General features: G+C 41.1%; 6 protein-coding genes, 2 tRNA genes and 3 rRNA genes. All 11 read right to left on the minus strand.

Annotated elements, in window-relative coordinates:
• Nucleotides 1–79: 79 nt before the first annotated feature.
• A complete protein-coding gene (locus W908_RS07690) occupies nucleotides 80–1,351 on the minus strand; it encodes a hypothetical protein (RefSeq protein ID WP_053820623.1) in 1,272 nt (423 codons plus the stop codon).
• Nucleotides 1,352–1,359: 8 nt separating this feature from the next.
• Nucleotides 1,360–2,274, minus strand: a complete 915-nt coding sequence (locus tag W908_RS07695) for an outer membrane lipoprotein-sorting protein (RefSeq protein WP_020028023.1) — start codon at nucleotides 2,272–2,274, stop codon at nucleotides 1,360–1,362.
• Nucleotides 2,271–4,859: an efflux RND transporter permease subunit gene (locus W908_RS07700; RefSeq protein WP_053820811.1), complete on the minus strand. Its 2,589-nt coding sequence runs from the start codon at nucleotides 4,857–4,859 to the stop codon at nucleotides 2,271–2,273. Before W908_RS07700 ends, W908_RS07695 begins: the two co-directional genes overlap by 4 nt.
• Nucleotides 4,860–5,037: 178 nt before the next feature.
• A complete protein-coding gene (locus W908_RS07705) occupies nucleotides 5,038–5,982 on the minus strand; it encodes an MBL fold metallo-hydrolase (protein WP_236849144.1) in 945 nt (314 codons plus the stop codon).
• A gap of 101 nt (nucleotides 5,983–6,083) precedes the next feature.
• Nucleotides 6,084–6,199, minus strand: a 5S ribosomal RNA gene (gene rrf / locus W908_RS07710).
• Between the two features lie 151 nt (nucleotides 6,200–6,350).
• A 23S ribosomal RNA gene (locus W908_RS07715) occupies nucleotides 6,351–9,240 on the minus strand.
• A 304-nt stretch (nucleotides 9,241–9,544) separates the two neighbouring features.
• Nucleotides 9,545–9,620: transfer RNA gene (locus W908_RS07720), tRNA-Ala, on the minus strand.
• A gap of 25 nt (nucleotides 9,621–9,645) precedes the next feature.
• A tRNA-Ile gene (locus W908_RS07725) sits at nucleotides 9,646–9,722 on the minus strand.
• Nucleotides 9,723–9,813: 91 nt separating this feature from the next.
• A 16S ribosomal RNA gene (locus tag W908_RS07730) occupies nucleotides 9,814–11,354 on the minus strand.
• The 16S, 23S and 5S rRNA genes sit together here with 2 tRNA genes alongside, the layout of an rRNA operon.
• A gap of 365 nt (nucleotides 11,355–11,719) precedes the next feature.
• Nucleotides 11,720–13,063, minus strand: a complete 1,344-nt coding sequence (gene mnmE / locus W908_RS07735; RefSeq protein ID WP_082345033.1) for a tRNA uridine-5-carboxymethylaminomethyl(34) synthesis GTPase MnmE — start codon at nucleotides 13,061–13,063, stop codon at nucleotides 11,720–11,722.
• A complete protein-coding gene (gene gshA / locus W908_RS07740) occupies nucleotides 13,053–14,615 on the minus strand; it encodes a glutamate--cysteine ligase (RefSeq protein ID WP_053820625.1) in 1,563 nt (520 codons plus the stop codon). The genes mnmE and gshA overlap by 11 nt, the downstream gene beginning before the upstream one ends.
• Nucleotides 14,616–14,649 lie beyond the last annotated feature (34 nt).

Below are 14,649 nucleotides of genomic sequence, written 5' to 3' on the forward strand. Positions count from 1 at the left end.
AATTATACTATGTACCACTCTGGATAAGGCCTTTATAGTGTTGCAACAGTCTTTCCTATTAACTTAAGGCCACTGTATCTTAATATTGATACTTAATTTCTAAATTAACCCTCTGATAATCATCTAATGCAGCAAAAGCACGATTATCTTTAGCATCGATATAGGTCCCACTAAAAGAAGCTTGCCACTGATCATTAATGTCCCAATCTAGAGATACTGAGCTGAGATTTAGGTCATTATTTGAAGATATGACATTTGATAATCCCCATTTCCAATCAGAATTTCCAAACTTATCACTGACACTGGCCATGTAGCTCATATTATTTCGTTTTGCGCCAACACCAACACCTAAAATTGAAGGCGTTAAATAATCATTAGCATAATCCAAAAGATACTGAGAATTAATAGATATAAGCCACTGCCTATCATCGTTCTGAATATCAAATGCCAAGTCCCAATCAACCCGATCTACTTTAATAAATTGTCCTGTTCGATTGTGCTGAACATTATTCTTGAGGGCAATATCAAATTTAAGCAAGAAGTCATCAAAAGCCTTGTTCATTCCAAAACCTATTAATTGATAAGGAGTTGCATAAACCAGTCCATCAGTAAGATTAGTCAGCGCATCATTGGGCACTAGTTGACCCAAATAAAATGCCATATCACTCCCCTCACTGCTAATGCCGTATCGCATTCCAAATTCATCATAGGTATCGTTTTTCAGAATAAGGAGACTACTCTTCGAAACTTTTGGATTCGTGTTGTAAAAAAAACTTAAATCACTATGATCAAAATAACGTGTTGCACTCAAAAACCACTGAGGAATCATGGAAGGATCTGTTAATCCTCCAGAAGGATTAACAACATCAAGTGCTCCACCTTCGAGCTCACCCCACCCAATGGTATGTTTACCTATCTTAGTGCTCCAGTCATCAAAACTAAACTGTAAAAAAGCCTGCTCAACCTCTAAATCGCTTTTTTCAGTTGAATAATTGCTATCACTTGGCCAGTATTTGGTTGCCTTTAATTCAACCTCTCCATAGCCTGAATCAGAGACACTCCCACTAGTTCCGAGCATAATCTCTGTTCTTTCTTCAGTGGTGCTGTAATCACTCGCAGGATTAAAGCCCCACTTCTGAGTCACTCCAAGATCTAGCCAGGATAATGGCTTCTCTTTAATAGCAGTTTCTTCTCCAAAGATATCACTATCATCAGACCACTCATCAAAATCTCCTTCAGACTCATCAAAAACAATATCGTCATCAAAAAATGAGTTGTCTGCATTTACATTCATTAGGAAGGTAAAGCCAAATATTACAAATATTAATTGTCTTAGAACACTATTTAACATCTTACGATTTATTTAGCCTGTTTGCGAAGATCTTTCAGATATTTCTCTCTGAAGGCCTGATCAGTAAGAGCTCTCTGAGTTAAAAAATCCTCTTTAATGTCCATATCAAAATTGATAGCCTCAAGCTTCATGTTGGTTAGCCTGTTACTGACAGTATTAAAAAATGTCAAACTTCTACCCATCCAAACATCATTAATTTTTTCAACTTTACCTACCTCAAGCTTTTTAATAGGATTGGAGTTCTTATCAAACATTTGAACCTTCAAGGTAATGAATCTTTCAGTATCTACCCAACTCTGAGTTTTTCCATAACTACTTTTACTGAGTCGATGAGGCTTTGGTATAGACTCAACGACGGCAACGTCACGACCTCTAAACTTGCCTTGCTCTAGTAATTCATAGGTATAGTCATCGAGCTTTCCAGACTCCTGATCTTCTGTTGTCATTTCAGTTCCGAAAATACTAGCCGACTCAGTCTCCTCATCATCACTATTTCTGACACTTATTCTCTTCACCTTTCCAAGCGCAGACAAATAGAGCCAAGTCTCATTATCTCTGTCACTGTCATCATAGCTGTAAGAGAGCATTCCAATTCCCCTCTCACTTGCTGGCTCAAGAATGATTGCGACACTCTTGGTGTCCTTGTCATCAATGCCAGTATTGATTTGTGCATTCTCGACTAATTTAACACGAGGCTTTTCAGCACACTTAATCTTGCCATCCTTTTTGCCATATTTACAAGTCGTTAACTTCATTCTAGTGAACGCAGAGTCTGTCGATTTTCTGGACTCTTCGTCAACCCTTTCCATGATTTCTCTAGCGCTCATATCACTATCAGCACTGACATTTAGACTAAACATTGCCACACAAAAACTTAACATGAGCAGTTTTAAGTTCAAATCATTTCTAACTGTTTTATTCATTTTGAAACCTCTATAAAGTTTAAATTATCATCGACATCTTTCTGGCCAAATTTGGGCTTAAATATCATTATCAGTGCAGGGAAAAACAACAAGTCACATAGCAGCGCTACAAAAATCGCTAAGGAGCCAAAGCCTCCTATTTTGGCTAATCCTAAGTAGTCACTAAAGGTTAGCATAAAAAACCCGCAACCCAATATGAGCGTTGTAAACGTAACTGCCTGTCCAACCTCTTTAATGGTTTCAACCAACGCAATTTTCATGTTGTGGTTTTGAGCGAGTGACATTCTGTAATGACTAATAAAGTGAATTGTATCATCGACCGCAATACCAATAATTAAAGGTGCAATCATGAGCGTATCTGTATCCAGCGAAATGCCAAGCAGACCCATCAATCCAAAGGCCAATGTCGCTGGAATTAGGTTTGGAACAATCGACATTACACCTGCCTGCAATGAACCAAGTGTCAACATCATGAGTAAACTGATGACAACTGCAGCTATCGCCAAACTCTTGAATTGATTCTTGCTGATATCATCTGCTAGCCTCATCATCAATGCAAATGAGCCAGTAATTTGAACCTTGAGTTCTGGGTAGGTTGCTGTCAGCTTATTAAACTCATTATTAATATCCGTCTGTATCTCATCAAAAAAATCTTTGTATTCTTCTGATCCTGCATTCCTTAGCTGCACACTAATATGACTTTTACTGAAATCATCACTGACTAAAGCTCTTCGCTCCTCTGGATTGGAGCTATTAAAGAGATAAAGGAGCTGGGAGACAGCAATCTGACTGTCGGGAATAGTTCTGAATTCCTCTGAACTTTGCATAATCGCGTGAGTATCTTTAACGAGGTCAGCTAGGGAATTTGTACGGATAATGTAATCACTATAACTATCTTCAATTTTAGTCTGAAGTCTATCCATTGAACTTAAGACCGCAGGATCCATGATTCCATCAGATACAGCAGTATCAACAACTATGACCATGTTTCCAGTCCCCATCATATTGTCATCAACAATGTCGTATGCCTGACCAATTGGAACATCCTCAGAGTAAAGCTCAACTAGGTTAGAGTCTATTTTCACTTGCGTTGCGCCATACAAACACAAGATAAACCCACCAAAAAACATGATTGCAATCATGTATCGAAAACGCTCTACAAAAGCTGGGATTCTATCTAATAACGGCTGGAGCCACTCTGCGCTCACTAACCAGGTCAAGCCAACTTTTTTTGATGCGCTTAATAGAGGTTTTGCAAAGAAACATAAAAAACTTAATAGCTTTGATTTCAACAATAAAGCCAGAGCTCTAATTCCTTTTTTGTTATAAGTATCTTCATTACTTGATTTTTTAATCTGCATTGGATGCCAGTAATTTAACAAAACGGGTAGCAAATAAATTGTGTAAAGGAAGGCAAAAAAAACGCCTGCTGCGGAAGAAAGACCAAACTGCACGAACATCGGCATGCCTGTTGCGGCGAGTGAAGACATGCCTGCCATCGTTGTTATAGTAGTCAGGAGTATAGGAACACCAGTTTTGCCATAAGCCTTTGAAAGAGCCTCATCGTGCTCCTTCCCATCTCGCCTAAAAAATAAGTAGGAGCTCATAACATGTACACAGTCGGCAACACCTACTGCAATTACAAGCATTACTGTTAGAGCTATAAGCGTTGTTGATGCTAAATTCAACCAACTCAGCCCACCAATTACAAACAAAATACTTAGGCCTATTGCAAGTTGAGGCAGAACAACGGCGCTGGCAGAGCGAAACAAAGTCCAAAGCAAGAGGTTAATGATTACTACCATTCCTACCAGTAAGAATGCAGCCTGGATAAGCGTATCCATAGCTAACGAGATCATTGCAGAGTTGCCAATCGGATAAAATTTAAAGTGTTCAGTCATCTTTGGCTGCTCTGTGATTGCTGTTATAGCCTTCATAAAGGGGATATAAAGGGCAGGCTCGTCAGGCTGGTATTCGATTTTTTGAATCACAGCACTATCATCCATGCTGGCATCAAAATCATCACTCCAGTCATCATCAGAAAAAAGAGAGGAGTCGTCATCAGACTCTTGGAAAACTGGAATAGCGCCAAAATCAGTTTTTATAGAGATTGCCCCAAAACGATGGTCTTTAGAAAACATAAATAGCTCAAGAGAAGGCTGATCATCTGCCTCAGAACTAATTGCACTTAACTTACTTATATCACTTGGAATATTTTTAGGCACTAAGCGAGGCGAACTTAAAACATCGTCATCATTTTTCTGAATTCTAATGTTTGATAAGGATTGAACGCGTTTAATGTGAGTAAGTGATTCAACAATATCTAGGGTTAAACCATACTGATTAAGCCATTCATCATCACTGATTTGCTCATAATTATCTAGAGACTCTGTTATCTCTGCGATTAATGTGAGCGATTTATTTGAGAAAACATCGCCATCTTTTGCCTCGTAGACAATGAAAAGACCATCATCACTTCCAAATTGGTCCCGGAAATCATCCAAAGCTTCGATTGCAGGATCTGACTCACTAAACCAGACATCAAAAGAAGTGTCAAGTACAAAACGAGAGGCTCCAAAACCCATAAAAATAGTTGATAGCAGGGCTACTATAAGAACTATTTTACGATAGGGAATAAGTTGACCGGGCACTCTCGCAAAATACTCGTTAAGATAAAGTAATAGATTCTTCATATTTAGTTTTCTAACGCATACTTATATTATATCTATATGTTCATTAAAGGATTAAATTCAAGAGTCGGCCTTAACTATTTTTCTGCCAGTAAATTAGACCTTGAGTATTAATTAGAACATCAAGACTTAACCTATCCTTTGCATAATCATTGTTTTGAAAACCTATCTCATTAAGTCCTTCAAGAAAATAATCCATCATTTTTTTATAAATGATGGACTCTGAGTCATTTTTATCTGCGTACTTGATTGCTAAATTACTGACAAAGTGAATACTTTCTATTAATTTATTAGTAGCCTTTTTGGTTGGCTTAATAGCTGAAAAGTGGGTTAAGCAGACCCTTTCTGGTTTGAACTCCATAATTCGATTAATGCTTTGAATGAGTGCTTCTGGATCAAACTGGACAGGACTCGTGCTAGGCAAAATATATAACTCATCTTGATGGTCAAGGTCACGATAGGAAATTCCAAATGTGTCGCCAGTAAACATCGACTTTGTTGTCTTATCCCAGATGCAAAAATGGTGCCTTGCATGCCCTGGAGTATCAATAAATCTGAGCTCTCTTCCATCAAAATCTAAAATAAAGTTATCGTCTGCCTGAATTACTCTATTGGCATCTATTGGAAAAATTTCACCATAATATTCTTTGAATTTATTGTCACCATAGACCGCCTTTGCCCCTGCAACGAGCTTACTTGGATCAATTAGATGACGAGCCCCTCTTGGATGAACAACTAAGGTTGCATTTTGACATTGCATCATAAGTAAGCCAGCACCTCCAGCATGATCCAGATGAACATGAGTTGGGATAACATATAACACATCTAAAAAACTGAGACCAATCTGAGAAAGTGCTTCTTTAACGTGGGGAACACTATAATTAGTCCCCGTTTCAATAATAATAACTTTGTTTTTTTGCTTGAGGAGATATATTGCTGCGAAATCTTTACTATAGTATTCAGAATCAATCACACTAATCCCATCTACAACATTCATTACATTTACTTTACTACTCATATCGGCAGTTCTTAATGATTAAAACTTGGTTTATTTTACTAGAAAATAGTCAGACAAAAAAATACCCCGCCTTTATAAAGGTCGGGGTATTTTGAATAAAAGCCTAGCAATGTCCTACTCTCACATGGGGAGACCCCACACTACCATCGGCGCTAAGTGGTTTCACTTCTGAGTTCGGGATGGGATCAGGTGGGTCACACTTGCTATTATCACTAAGCAAACTGCTTACCTGGACTAAATAAGGAACTTAGACCAAGTGAATTAAAAAGTTTTTATACCAAAAAAGGTATAACAAAATGGATAAAGTAAAGTCTATAAGGCATATTGCCTGTTGACACAACAACATCTCCAAATATCTTGGGTGTTATATGGTCAAGCCTCACGATCAATTAGTACTAGTTAGCTCAATACATTGCTGCACTTTCACACCTAGCCTATCAACCTCGTAGTCTTCGAGGGATCTTTAGGATTATTAAATAATCAGGGAGACCTAATCTTGGGAGGGGCTTCCCGCTTAGATGCTTTCAGCGGTTATCCTTTCCACACATAGCTACTCGGCAATGCCACTGGCGTGACAACCGAAACACCAGAGGTGTGTCCATTCCGGTCCTCTCGTACTAAGAACAGCTTCCCTCAAGTCTCCAACGCCCACGGTAGATAGGGACCGAACTGTCTCACGACGTTCTAAACCCAGCTCGCGTACCACTTTAAATGGCGAACAGCCATACCCTTGGGACCTGCTTCAGCCCCAGGATGTGATGAGCCGACATCGAGGTGCCAAACACCCCCGTCGATGTGAACTCTTGGGGGGTATCAGCCTGTTATCCCCGGCGTACCTTTTATCCGTTGAGCGATGGTCCTTCCACTCAGAACCACCGGATCACTAAGACCTAGTTTCCTACCTGCTCGACGTGTCAGTCTCGCAGTCAAGCATCCTTTTACCTTTGCGCTCATTGCACGATGTCCGACCGTGCTGAGGATACCTTTGCGCTCCTCCGTTACTCTTTAGGAGGAGACCGCCCCAGTCAAACTACCCACCATGCATTGTTCCCGATCCGGATTACGGACCTAGGTTAGAACCCCAACCATACCAGGGTGGTATTTCAAGGTTGGCTCCACTCTAACTAGCGTTAAAGCTTCAAAGCCTCCCACCTATCCTACACAAGTAGGATCAGAGTTCAATGCAAAGCTGTAGTAAAGGTGCACGGGGTCTTTCCGTCTGGCCGCGGGTATACTGCATCTTAACAGCAATTTCAATTTCACTGAGTCTCGGGTGGAGACAGTGTGGCCGTCGTTACTCCATTCGTGCAGGTCGGAACTTACCCGACAAGGAATTTCGCTACCTTAGGACCGTTATAGTTACGGCCGCCGTTTACTTGGGCTTCGATCAAAAGCTTCGCGCAAGCGCTAACCTCATCAATTAACCTTCAAGCACCGGGCAGGAGTCACACCCTATACGTCCACTTACGTGTTTGCAGAGTGCTGTGTTTTTAATAAACAGTCGCAGCCACCTAGTATTTTCAACTCTTTTCTGCTTTATCAGCAAGTGATATCACATAACAAGAGTACACCTTCTCCCGAAGTTACGGTGTCATTTTGCCTAGTTCCTTCACCCGAGTTCTCTCAAGCGCCTTAGAATTCTCATCTCGTCCACCTGTGTCGGTTTGGGGTACGGTTTCATATAACCTGAAGCTTAGAGGATTTTCCTGGAAGCATGGTCTCACTCACTTCTCCCAAAAGAGGGATCGTTATCACGCCTTGAAATAGAGGTTCCCGGATTTTCCTAAGAACCATTTCTACACGCTTGAACAAGGACAACCATCGCCTTGCTGAGCTAACCTTCTCCGTCTTCCCATCGCAGTTATATGAAGTACGGGAATATTAACCCGTTTCCCATCGACTACGCATTTCTGCCTCGCCTTAGGGGCCGACTAACCCTACGCCGATTAACGTTGCGTAGGAAACCTTGGACTTCTGGCGAGGGGGTTTTTCACCCCCTTTATCGTTACTCATGTCAGCATTCGCACTTCTGATACCTCCAGCAAACCTCACAGTTCACCTTCAACGGCTTACAGAACGCTCTCCTACCATCGCAATAAATTGCGATCCGCAGCTTCGGTATATAGTTTAGCCCCGTTAAATCTTCCGCGCAAACCGACTCGACCAGTGAGCTATTACGCACTCTTTAAAGGAATGGCTGCTTCTAAGCCAACCTCCTGGCTGTCTATGCCTTTTCACATCGTTTCCCACTTAACTATAATTTTGGGACCTTAGCTGACGGTCTGGGTTGTTTCCCTTTCCACTACGGACGTTAGCACCCGCAGTGTGTCTGCCATGCTCATACTTTCTGGTATTCGGAGTTTGCAATGGTTTACTAAGTCTTGACGACCCGCTAGCCATAACAGTGCTCTACCCCCAGAAGTAATACATGACGCTCTACCTAAATAGATTTCGGAGAGAACCAGCTATCTCCGGGTTTGTTTGGCCTTTCACCCCTATCCACAGTTCATCCCCTCATTTTTCAACATAAGTGGGTTCGCGCCTCCAGTTAGTTTTACCTAACCTTCACACTGACCATGGATAGATCACCCGGTTTCGGGTCTACTCCCAGCAACTAAACGCCCATTTAAGACTCGGTTTCCCTACGGCTCCCCTAATGGTTAACCTTGCTACTGAGAAGTAAGTCGCTGACCCATTATACAAAAGGTACGCAGTCACAGAACAAGTCTGCTCCCACTGCTTGTATGCATACGATTTCAGGTTCTATTTCACTCCCCTCCCGGGGTTCTTTTCGCCTTTCCCTCACGGTACTTGTTCACTATCGGTCAGTAGAGAGTATTTAGCCTTGGAGGGTGGTCCCCCCATATTCAAACAGCGTTTCACGTGCGCCGCCTTACTCGATTTCACAATTAAAAGATTTTCGTATACGGGACTATCACCCTGTGTCGTTGAACTTTCCAGAACATTCTACTAATCAAAAAATTGCTTAAGGGCTGGTCCCCGTTCGCTCGCCGCTACTAAGGGAATCTCGGTTGATTTCTTTTCCTCTAGGTACTTAGATGTTTCAGTTCCCTAGGTTTGCCTCCTTAACCTATGTATTCAGTTAAGGATAATGATCTTATGATCACTGGGTTTTCCCATTCGGAGATCTCCGGGTTAGAGCTTATTATCAGCTAACCGAAGCTTATCGCAGATTATCACGTCCTTCATCGCCTTCTACTGCCAAGGCATCCGTCGTATGCACTTATTCACTTGACCATATAACCCCAAAGTATCTGGGTTAATGGTTCTTTTTACACCGAGAAGTCACTAACTGTATCTCACGATACAATCGGTGAATTCTATTTTTTCAATGATAGATAAATCTATCAATGAGAATCCATATTTTTTGAAATTGTTGTGTCAATGCAATACACCTTTTTACGTTGTATTGTATTTAACAAACTTTACTTCATATCCAAATTGTTAAAGAGCTCCGAACCAAGGAATAAACCAAGGCTTGGTATAAAAACTTAAGTAAGCATTATTAATAAAACTTACTTAAGTTTTCATTAGAGAAAAATGGTGGAGCTAAGCAGGATCGAACTGCTGACCTCCTGGATGCAAACCAGGCGCTCTCCCAGCTGAGCTATAGCCCCATTAGAAAACTAATAACCCAGAAAATGGTGGGTCTGGGTGGATTTGAACCACCGACCTCACCCTTATCAGGGGTGCGCTCTAACCAACTGAGCTACAGACCCTTAATGTCAATTAAATTGACTTTGGGTTATTGGTCTTTTTTCTCTTACTTTAATATTATCAAACAACTTGTGTGAACACTCATGCTTTTCTTAAGGAGGTGATCCAGCCCCACCTTCCGGTAGGGCTACCTTGTTACGACTTTACCCCAGTCATGAATCACACCGTGGTGACCGTCCTCAATAAAGTTAGACTAGCCACTTCTGGTGCAACCCACTCCCATGGTATGACGGGCGGTGTGTACAAGACCCGGGAACGTATTCACCGTAGCATTCTGATCTACGATTACTAGCGATTCCGACTTCATGGAGTCGAGTTGCAGACTCCAATCCGGACTACGAAAAGGTTTATGAGATTAGCTACACCTCGCGGCTTCGCGGCTCTTTGTCCTTCCCATTGTAGCACGTGTGTAGCCCTGGTCGTAAGGGCCATGATGACTTGACGTCGTCCCCGCCTTCCTCCGGTTTATCACCGGCAGTCTCCTTATAGTTCCCACCATGATGTGCTGGCAAATAAGGATAGGGGTTGCGCTCGTTACGGGACTTAACCCAACATCTCACGACACGAGCTGACGACAGCCATGCAGCACCTGTCACTGCGTTCCCGAAGGCACCAATCTATTTCTAGAAAGTTCGCAGGATGTCAAGACCAGGTAAGGTTCTTCGCGTTGCATCGAATTAAACCACATGCTCCACCGCTTGTGCGGGTCCCCGTCAATTCCTTTGAGTTTTAACCTTGCGGCCGTACTCCCCAGGCGGATAACTTAACGCGTTAGCTTCGCCACTAAGGGGTAAATCCCCCCAACGGCTAGTTATCATCGTTTACGGCGTGGACTACCAGGGTATCTAATCCTGTTTGCTACCCACGCTTTCGTACCTCAGCGTCAGTATTGGTCCAGAAAGCTGCCTTCGCCATTGATGTTCCTTCTGATATCTACGCATTTCACCGCTACACCAGAAATTCCACTTTCCTCTACCATACTCTAGTTGACCAGTTTCAAATGCAGTTCCCAGGTTAAGCCCGGGGCTTTCACATCTGACTTAATAAACCGCCTACGCACGCTTTACGCCCAGTAATTCCGATTAACGCTTGCACCCTCCGTATTACCGCGGCTGCTGGCACGGAGTTAGCCGGTGCTTCTTCTAAAGTTAACGTCAAGGCTAACGGTTATTAACCGCTAACTTTTCTTCACAATTGAAAGTGCTTTACAACCCTCAGGCCTTCTTCACACACGCGGTATTGCTGGATCAGGGTTGCCCCCATTGTCCAATATTCCCCACTGCTGCCTCCCGTAGGAGTTCGGGCCGTGTCTCAGTCCCGATGTGGCTGATCATCCTCTCAGACCAGCTAAAGATCGTCGCCTTGGTAGGCTTTTACCCTACCAACAAGCTAATCTTACGCAGGCTCATCTGATAGCGTGAGGCTCGAAAGTCCCCCACTTTACTACGAATAGATTATGCGGTATTAATCCGAATTTCTTCGGGCTATCCCCCACTATCAGGCAGATTCCTACGCGTTACTCACCCGTCCGCCACTCGACGCCTACTAGCAAGCTAGTATCGTTTCCGTTCGACTTGCATGTGTTAAGCATACCGCCAGCGTTCAATCTGAGCCAGGATCAAACTCTTCAGTTTAATCTTTGACTTTTAGAACACATGGCATTTATAACCAATAGTTCAATTTTTTTAAAAGCTTATCTGCTTTTGTTTTTTTATGTGCACTGCACAATTTCTTGCACGAGTGCCCACACAAGTTGCTTGATAAATTGTTAAAGAACTACCACCCAAAAAAAGATCTATTTGTGCGGTGAAAGCGGGAAATTATACATGCTCAAATTGTTGCGTCAAGCTATATTGCTCTTTTTTATTAAATAAACTTTTGAGCGCTAAAATTAATAAAGTAGCAGTCTATAAAATAGTGTTTTAAATCAACAATATAGAGAGAATTACTAAGATCAAGAATTTCCTATTTTTTTCTCTCGAAAACCCTCAATTGTACTCTATTTGCCAATACAGAATGAAGAGAAGATTTGACCCAATAGATCGTCTGATGAAAACTCACCAGTTATTTGACCAAGATGCATTCCTGCCTGACGAAGATCTTCAGCAACCAGTTCGCTTGCTCCTCCATCCAGTTGACTGATGGCACTATTAATAAACGAGAGGGTTTCATTAATGGCAATGATATGCCTTTTGCGAGCCAGAAAGACGCCCTCAGTATTTGAATTTAGTCCGGCAAAATCTGCAAGGGCTTTTCTAACTATATTAATTCCATCTCCATTTTTTGCTGAGATAGATATTTCTGGGTTGTTTTGAATATTTTGAATCCCAGTTTTAGAGCCTGTTAAATCAATCTTATTTTTGATTACGATTTTTGGTTTGTCTTTAACTGATTCTGGCAGTATAGATAGATCAACGGACTTATCACTTGCATCATAAACAAGCAAAACAACATCTGCATTATTAATTTCGGTATGTGCTCTCCTAATTCCCTCTTGCTCAATTATATTGTCACTATTGTGCAGGCCAGCAGTATCGATAATATGAATAGGCATTCCATCTATTTGGATTGTTTCCTTTAGAACATCTCTTGTGGTGCCAGCAACATCGGTGACAATAGCACTAGGCTGTTTTGTGAGGGAATTCAGTAAACTGGATTTACCCGCATTTGGTTTACCCGCAATTGCCACATGAATTCCATCTCTTAAAATTGCGCCTTGATTTGCACTTTCTAGGATATTTAAAAGCGTTACTTTTAGATCTTGAAGCTTGCTTGAAACTTCATGAGACTCTAAAAAATCAATTTCTTCATCAGAAAAATCAATAGTAGCCTCCACAAAAACTCTTAATGAGATTAACTCTGAAAGTATTTGATTGATTTTTTCTGAAAACTCTCCAGTTAATGACCTCACTGCACTTAATGCAGATTCTTCAGAGCTGGATTGAATCAAATCTTGAACTGCTTCAGCTTGCACTAGATCCATTTTGCCATTTAAGAACGCCCTCTTAGTAAATTCACCTGGTTCAGCAACCCTAACATCCAGTGAAATGATGGTCGCTAAGAGCTTTCTAATAACGCTGACTCCTCCATGCCCCTGAAACTCAACCACATCTTCTCCAGTATAAGAATTGGGACCAGGAAAGGCAATCGCTACTCCTTTATCAATTAGGTTATTGTCGTTATCAAAGAATGAGCCATAATAGGCATACCTGGGCTGCAAATCTTGATGAAGTATTTTTTTTGAAATAGACTTTGAAAGAGGTCCAGTCACCCTAATGACACCAATTCCACTTTGGCCATAAGCAGTTGCCAGTGCACATATGGTATCTGACTTATGTATCACTTGAGAAATAATCTGCTAAAAAATCATCGAAACTTAATGTATCACTCGACTCAATTTCACGCTGTTTATTAATTGAGAGTATTTTTTGATTGTCAAGCTCTACAAAGTACTCTTCAGTTATAGGCATTTCATTAAATAGCTCTTTGTTCTTTAGACTGAATTGATTGGTATATTCAAAAAAACCTTTTTCTTCATCCTTCATCTGATTAAGCATTTCGGCTGAAGGAGTCAAATCAGGCTCATTGATTCTTTTTGAAATATTCCGAACAGATTTTTGATGAGCCTCACTCAAAAGCACTGAACAGTCATTAATCCTAGCCAAAATAGACTGACCCCAATTTAATAAAGTTACATCTTCTCCATTATGACATAGAGATAATCCTGGCTCTCTACCTCTGTGAGCAACTAAATTTGCGTTAACATCAATTTCAGTCAACTCTGCAGAAGAAACGGCGGGAGAATCTTCTAAAAGGCAAAACAACATAAAGGCCTCAAGAAATTGAACTTGCTCCTCATCAATTCCTTCTTTCATCATTGGGTTTACATCAAGCGACCTTAATTCTATGTAGCCCACTCCTTCATTTAAAAGAGCTCCCAATGGCCTATCACTCCCATGGGCAGATGGCTTCGGCCTAACAGAGGAATAATACTCATTAGCAATCTGAAGAATATTGGTATTCAGTTGTTGATACTCACCATGTTTTTTTACACCAATGTTTTCACAATCATCGCAGCTTGTTTGCATTGCAGCCCTCAGACTATAAACATAATGCCGCAAACTATTGTAGTTAGCCTTAACTCCTTTCTTATCCTCTTGAGAATTTTGATAGCCAATATCACCCATTCTTAATGATGTTGCGTATGGAAGATATAATGTATTGTCGTCAAACTCCTCTAAATTATGCTCATGATAATCTTGCATAAATGATTTACAAACAGTTGCAGAAGCTCCGAATAGGTAGGTGACCAACCAGCCATACCTTAATACATTTCTAGTCAGGCACATATAATGGTGACTCATAAACTTTTGAGAATCAACCTTGCTTGAGGGTGCGATAAGTTCACGGTAGGAATTCCAAAAATCCATTGAAAATGAATAATTGAAGTGGATACCAGCTATTGCCTGCATAACACTTCCGTAACGATTGGATAGCCCACGGCGATAGACCGTTTTCATTTTTCCAATATTAGACTCACCATAATATGCAATAGGAATATTCGTCTTCCCTCTCAGAATACAGGGCATACTTGCAGGCCAGAAACGCTCACTTTCAGGCAAGTGATGTTGAACATAGTGATGTATTTTGGATAATTCATTAATGACATTATGAGAGCCCTGGATTGGCTTTGTAACTATTTCAACTAGTGCCTCACTAAAATCAGTCGTAATTTCTGGATGAGTCAATGCAGAGCCAAAGCTCTCTGGATGAGGGGTTTGCGCAATAGTTCCATCTTCAGCAACTCGCAGCCCTTCTTTCTCAATCCCTATAAGATTTCCATTAAGACTGTCTTTAAAAGAATGGATTGAATTAATTTTATCTTGAAGACTCACTTTTTTATCTCAAATATTAAAATAGTTATTTTAC

The organism is Candidatus Pseudothioglobus singularis PS1 (assembly GCF_001281385.1).
Taxonomy (GTDB): Bacteria; Pseudomonadota; Gammaproteobacteria; order PS1; family Pseudothioglobaceae; genus Pseudothioglobus; species Pseudothioglobus singularis.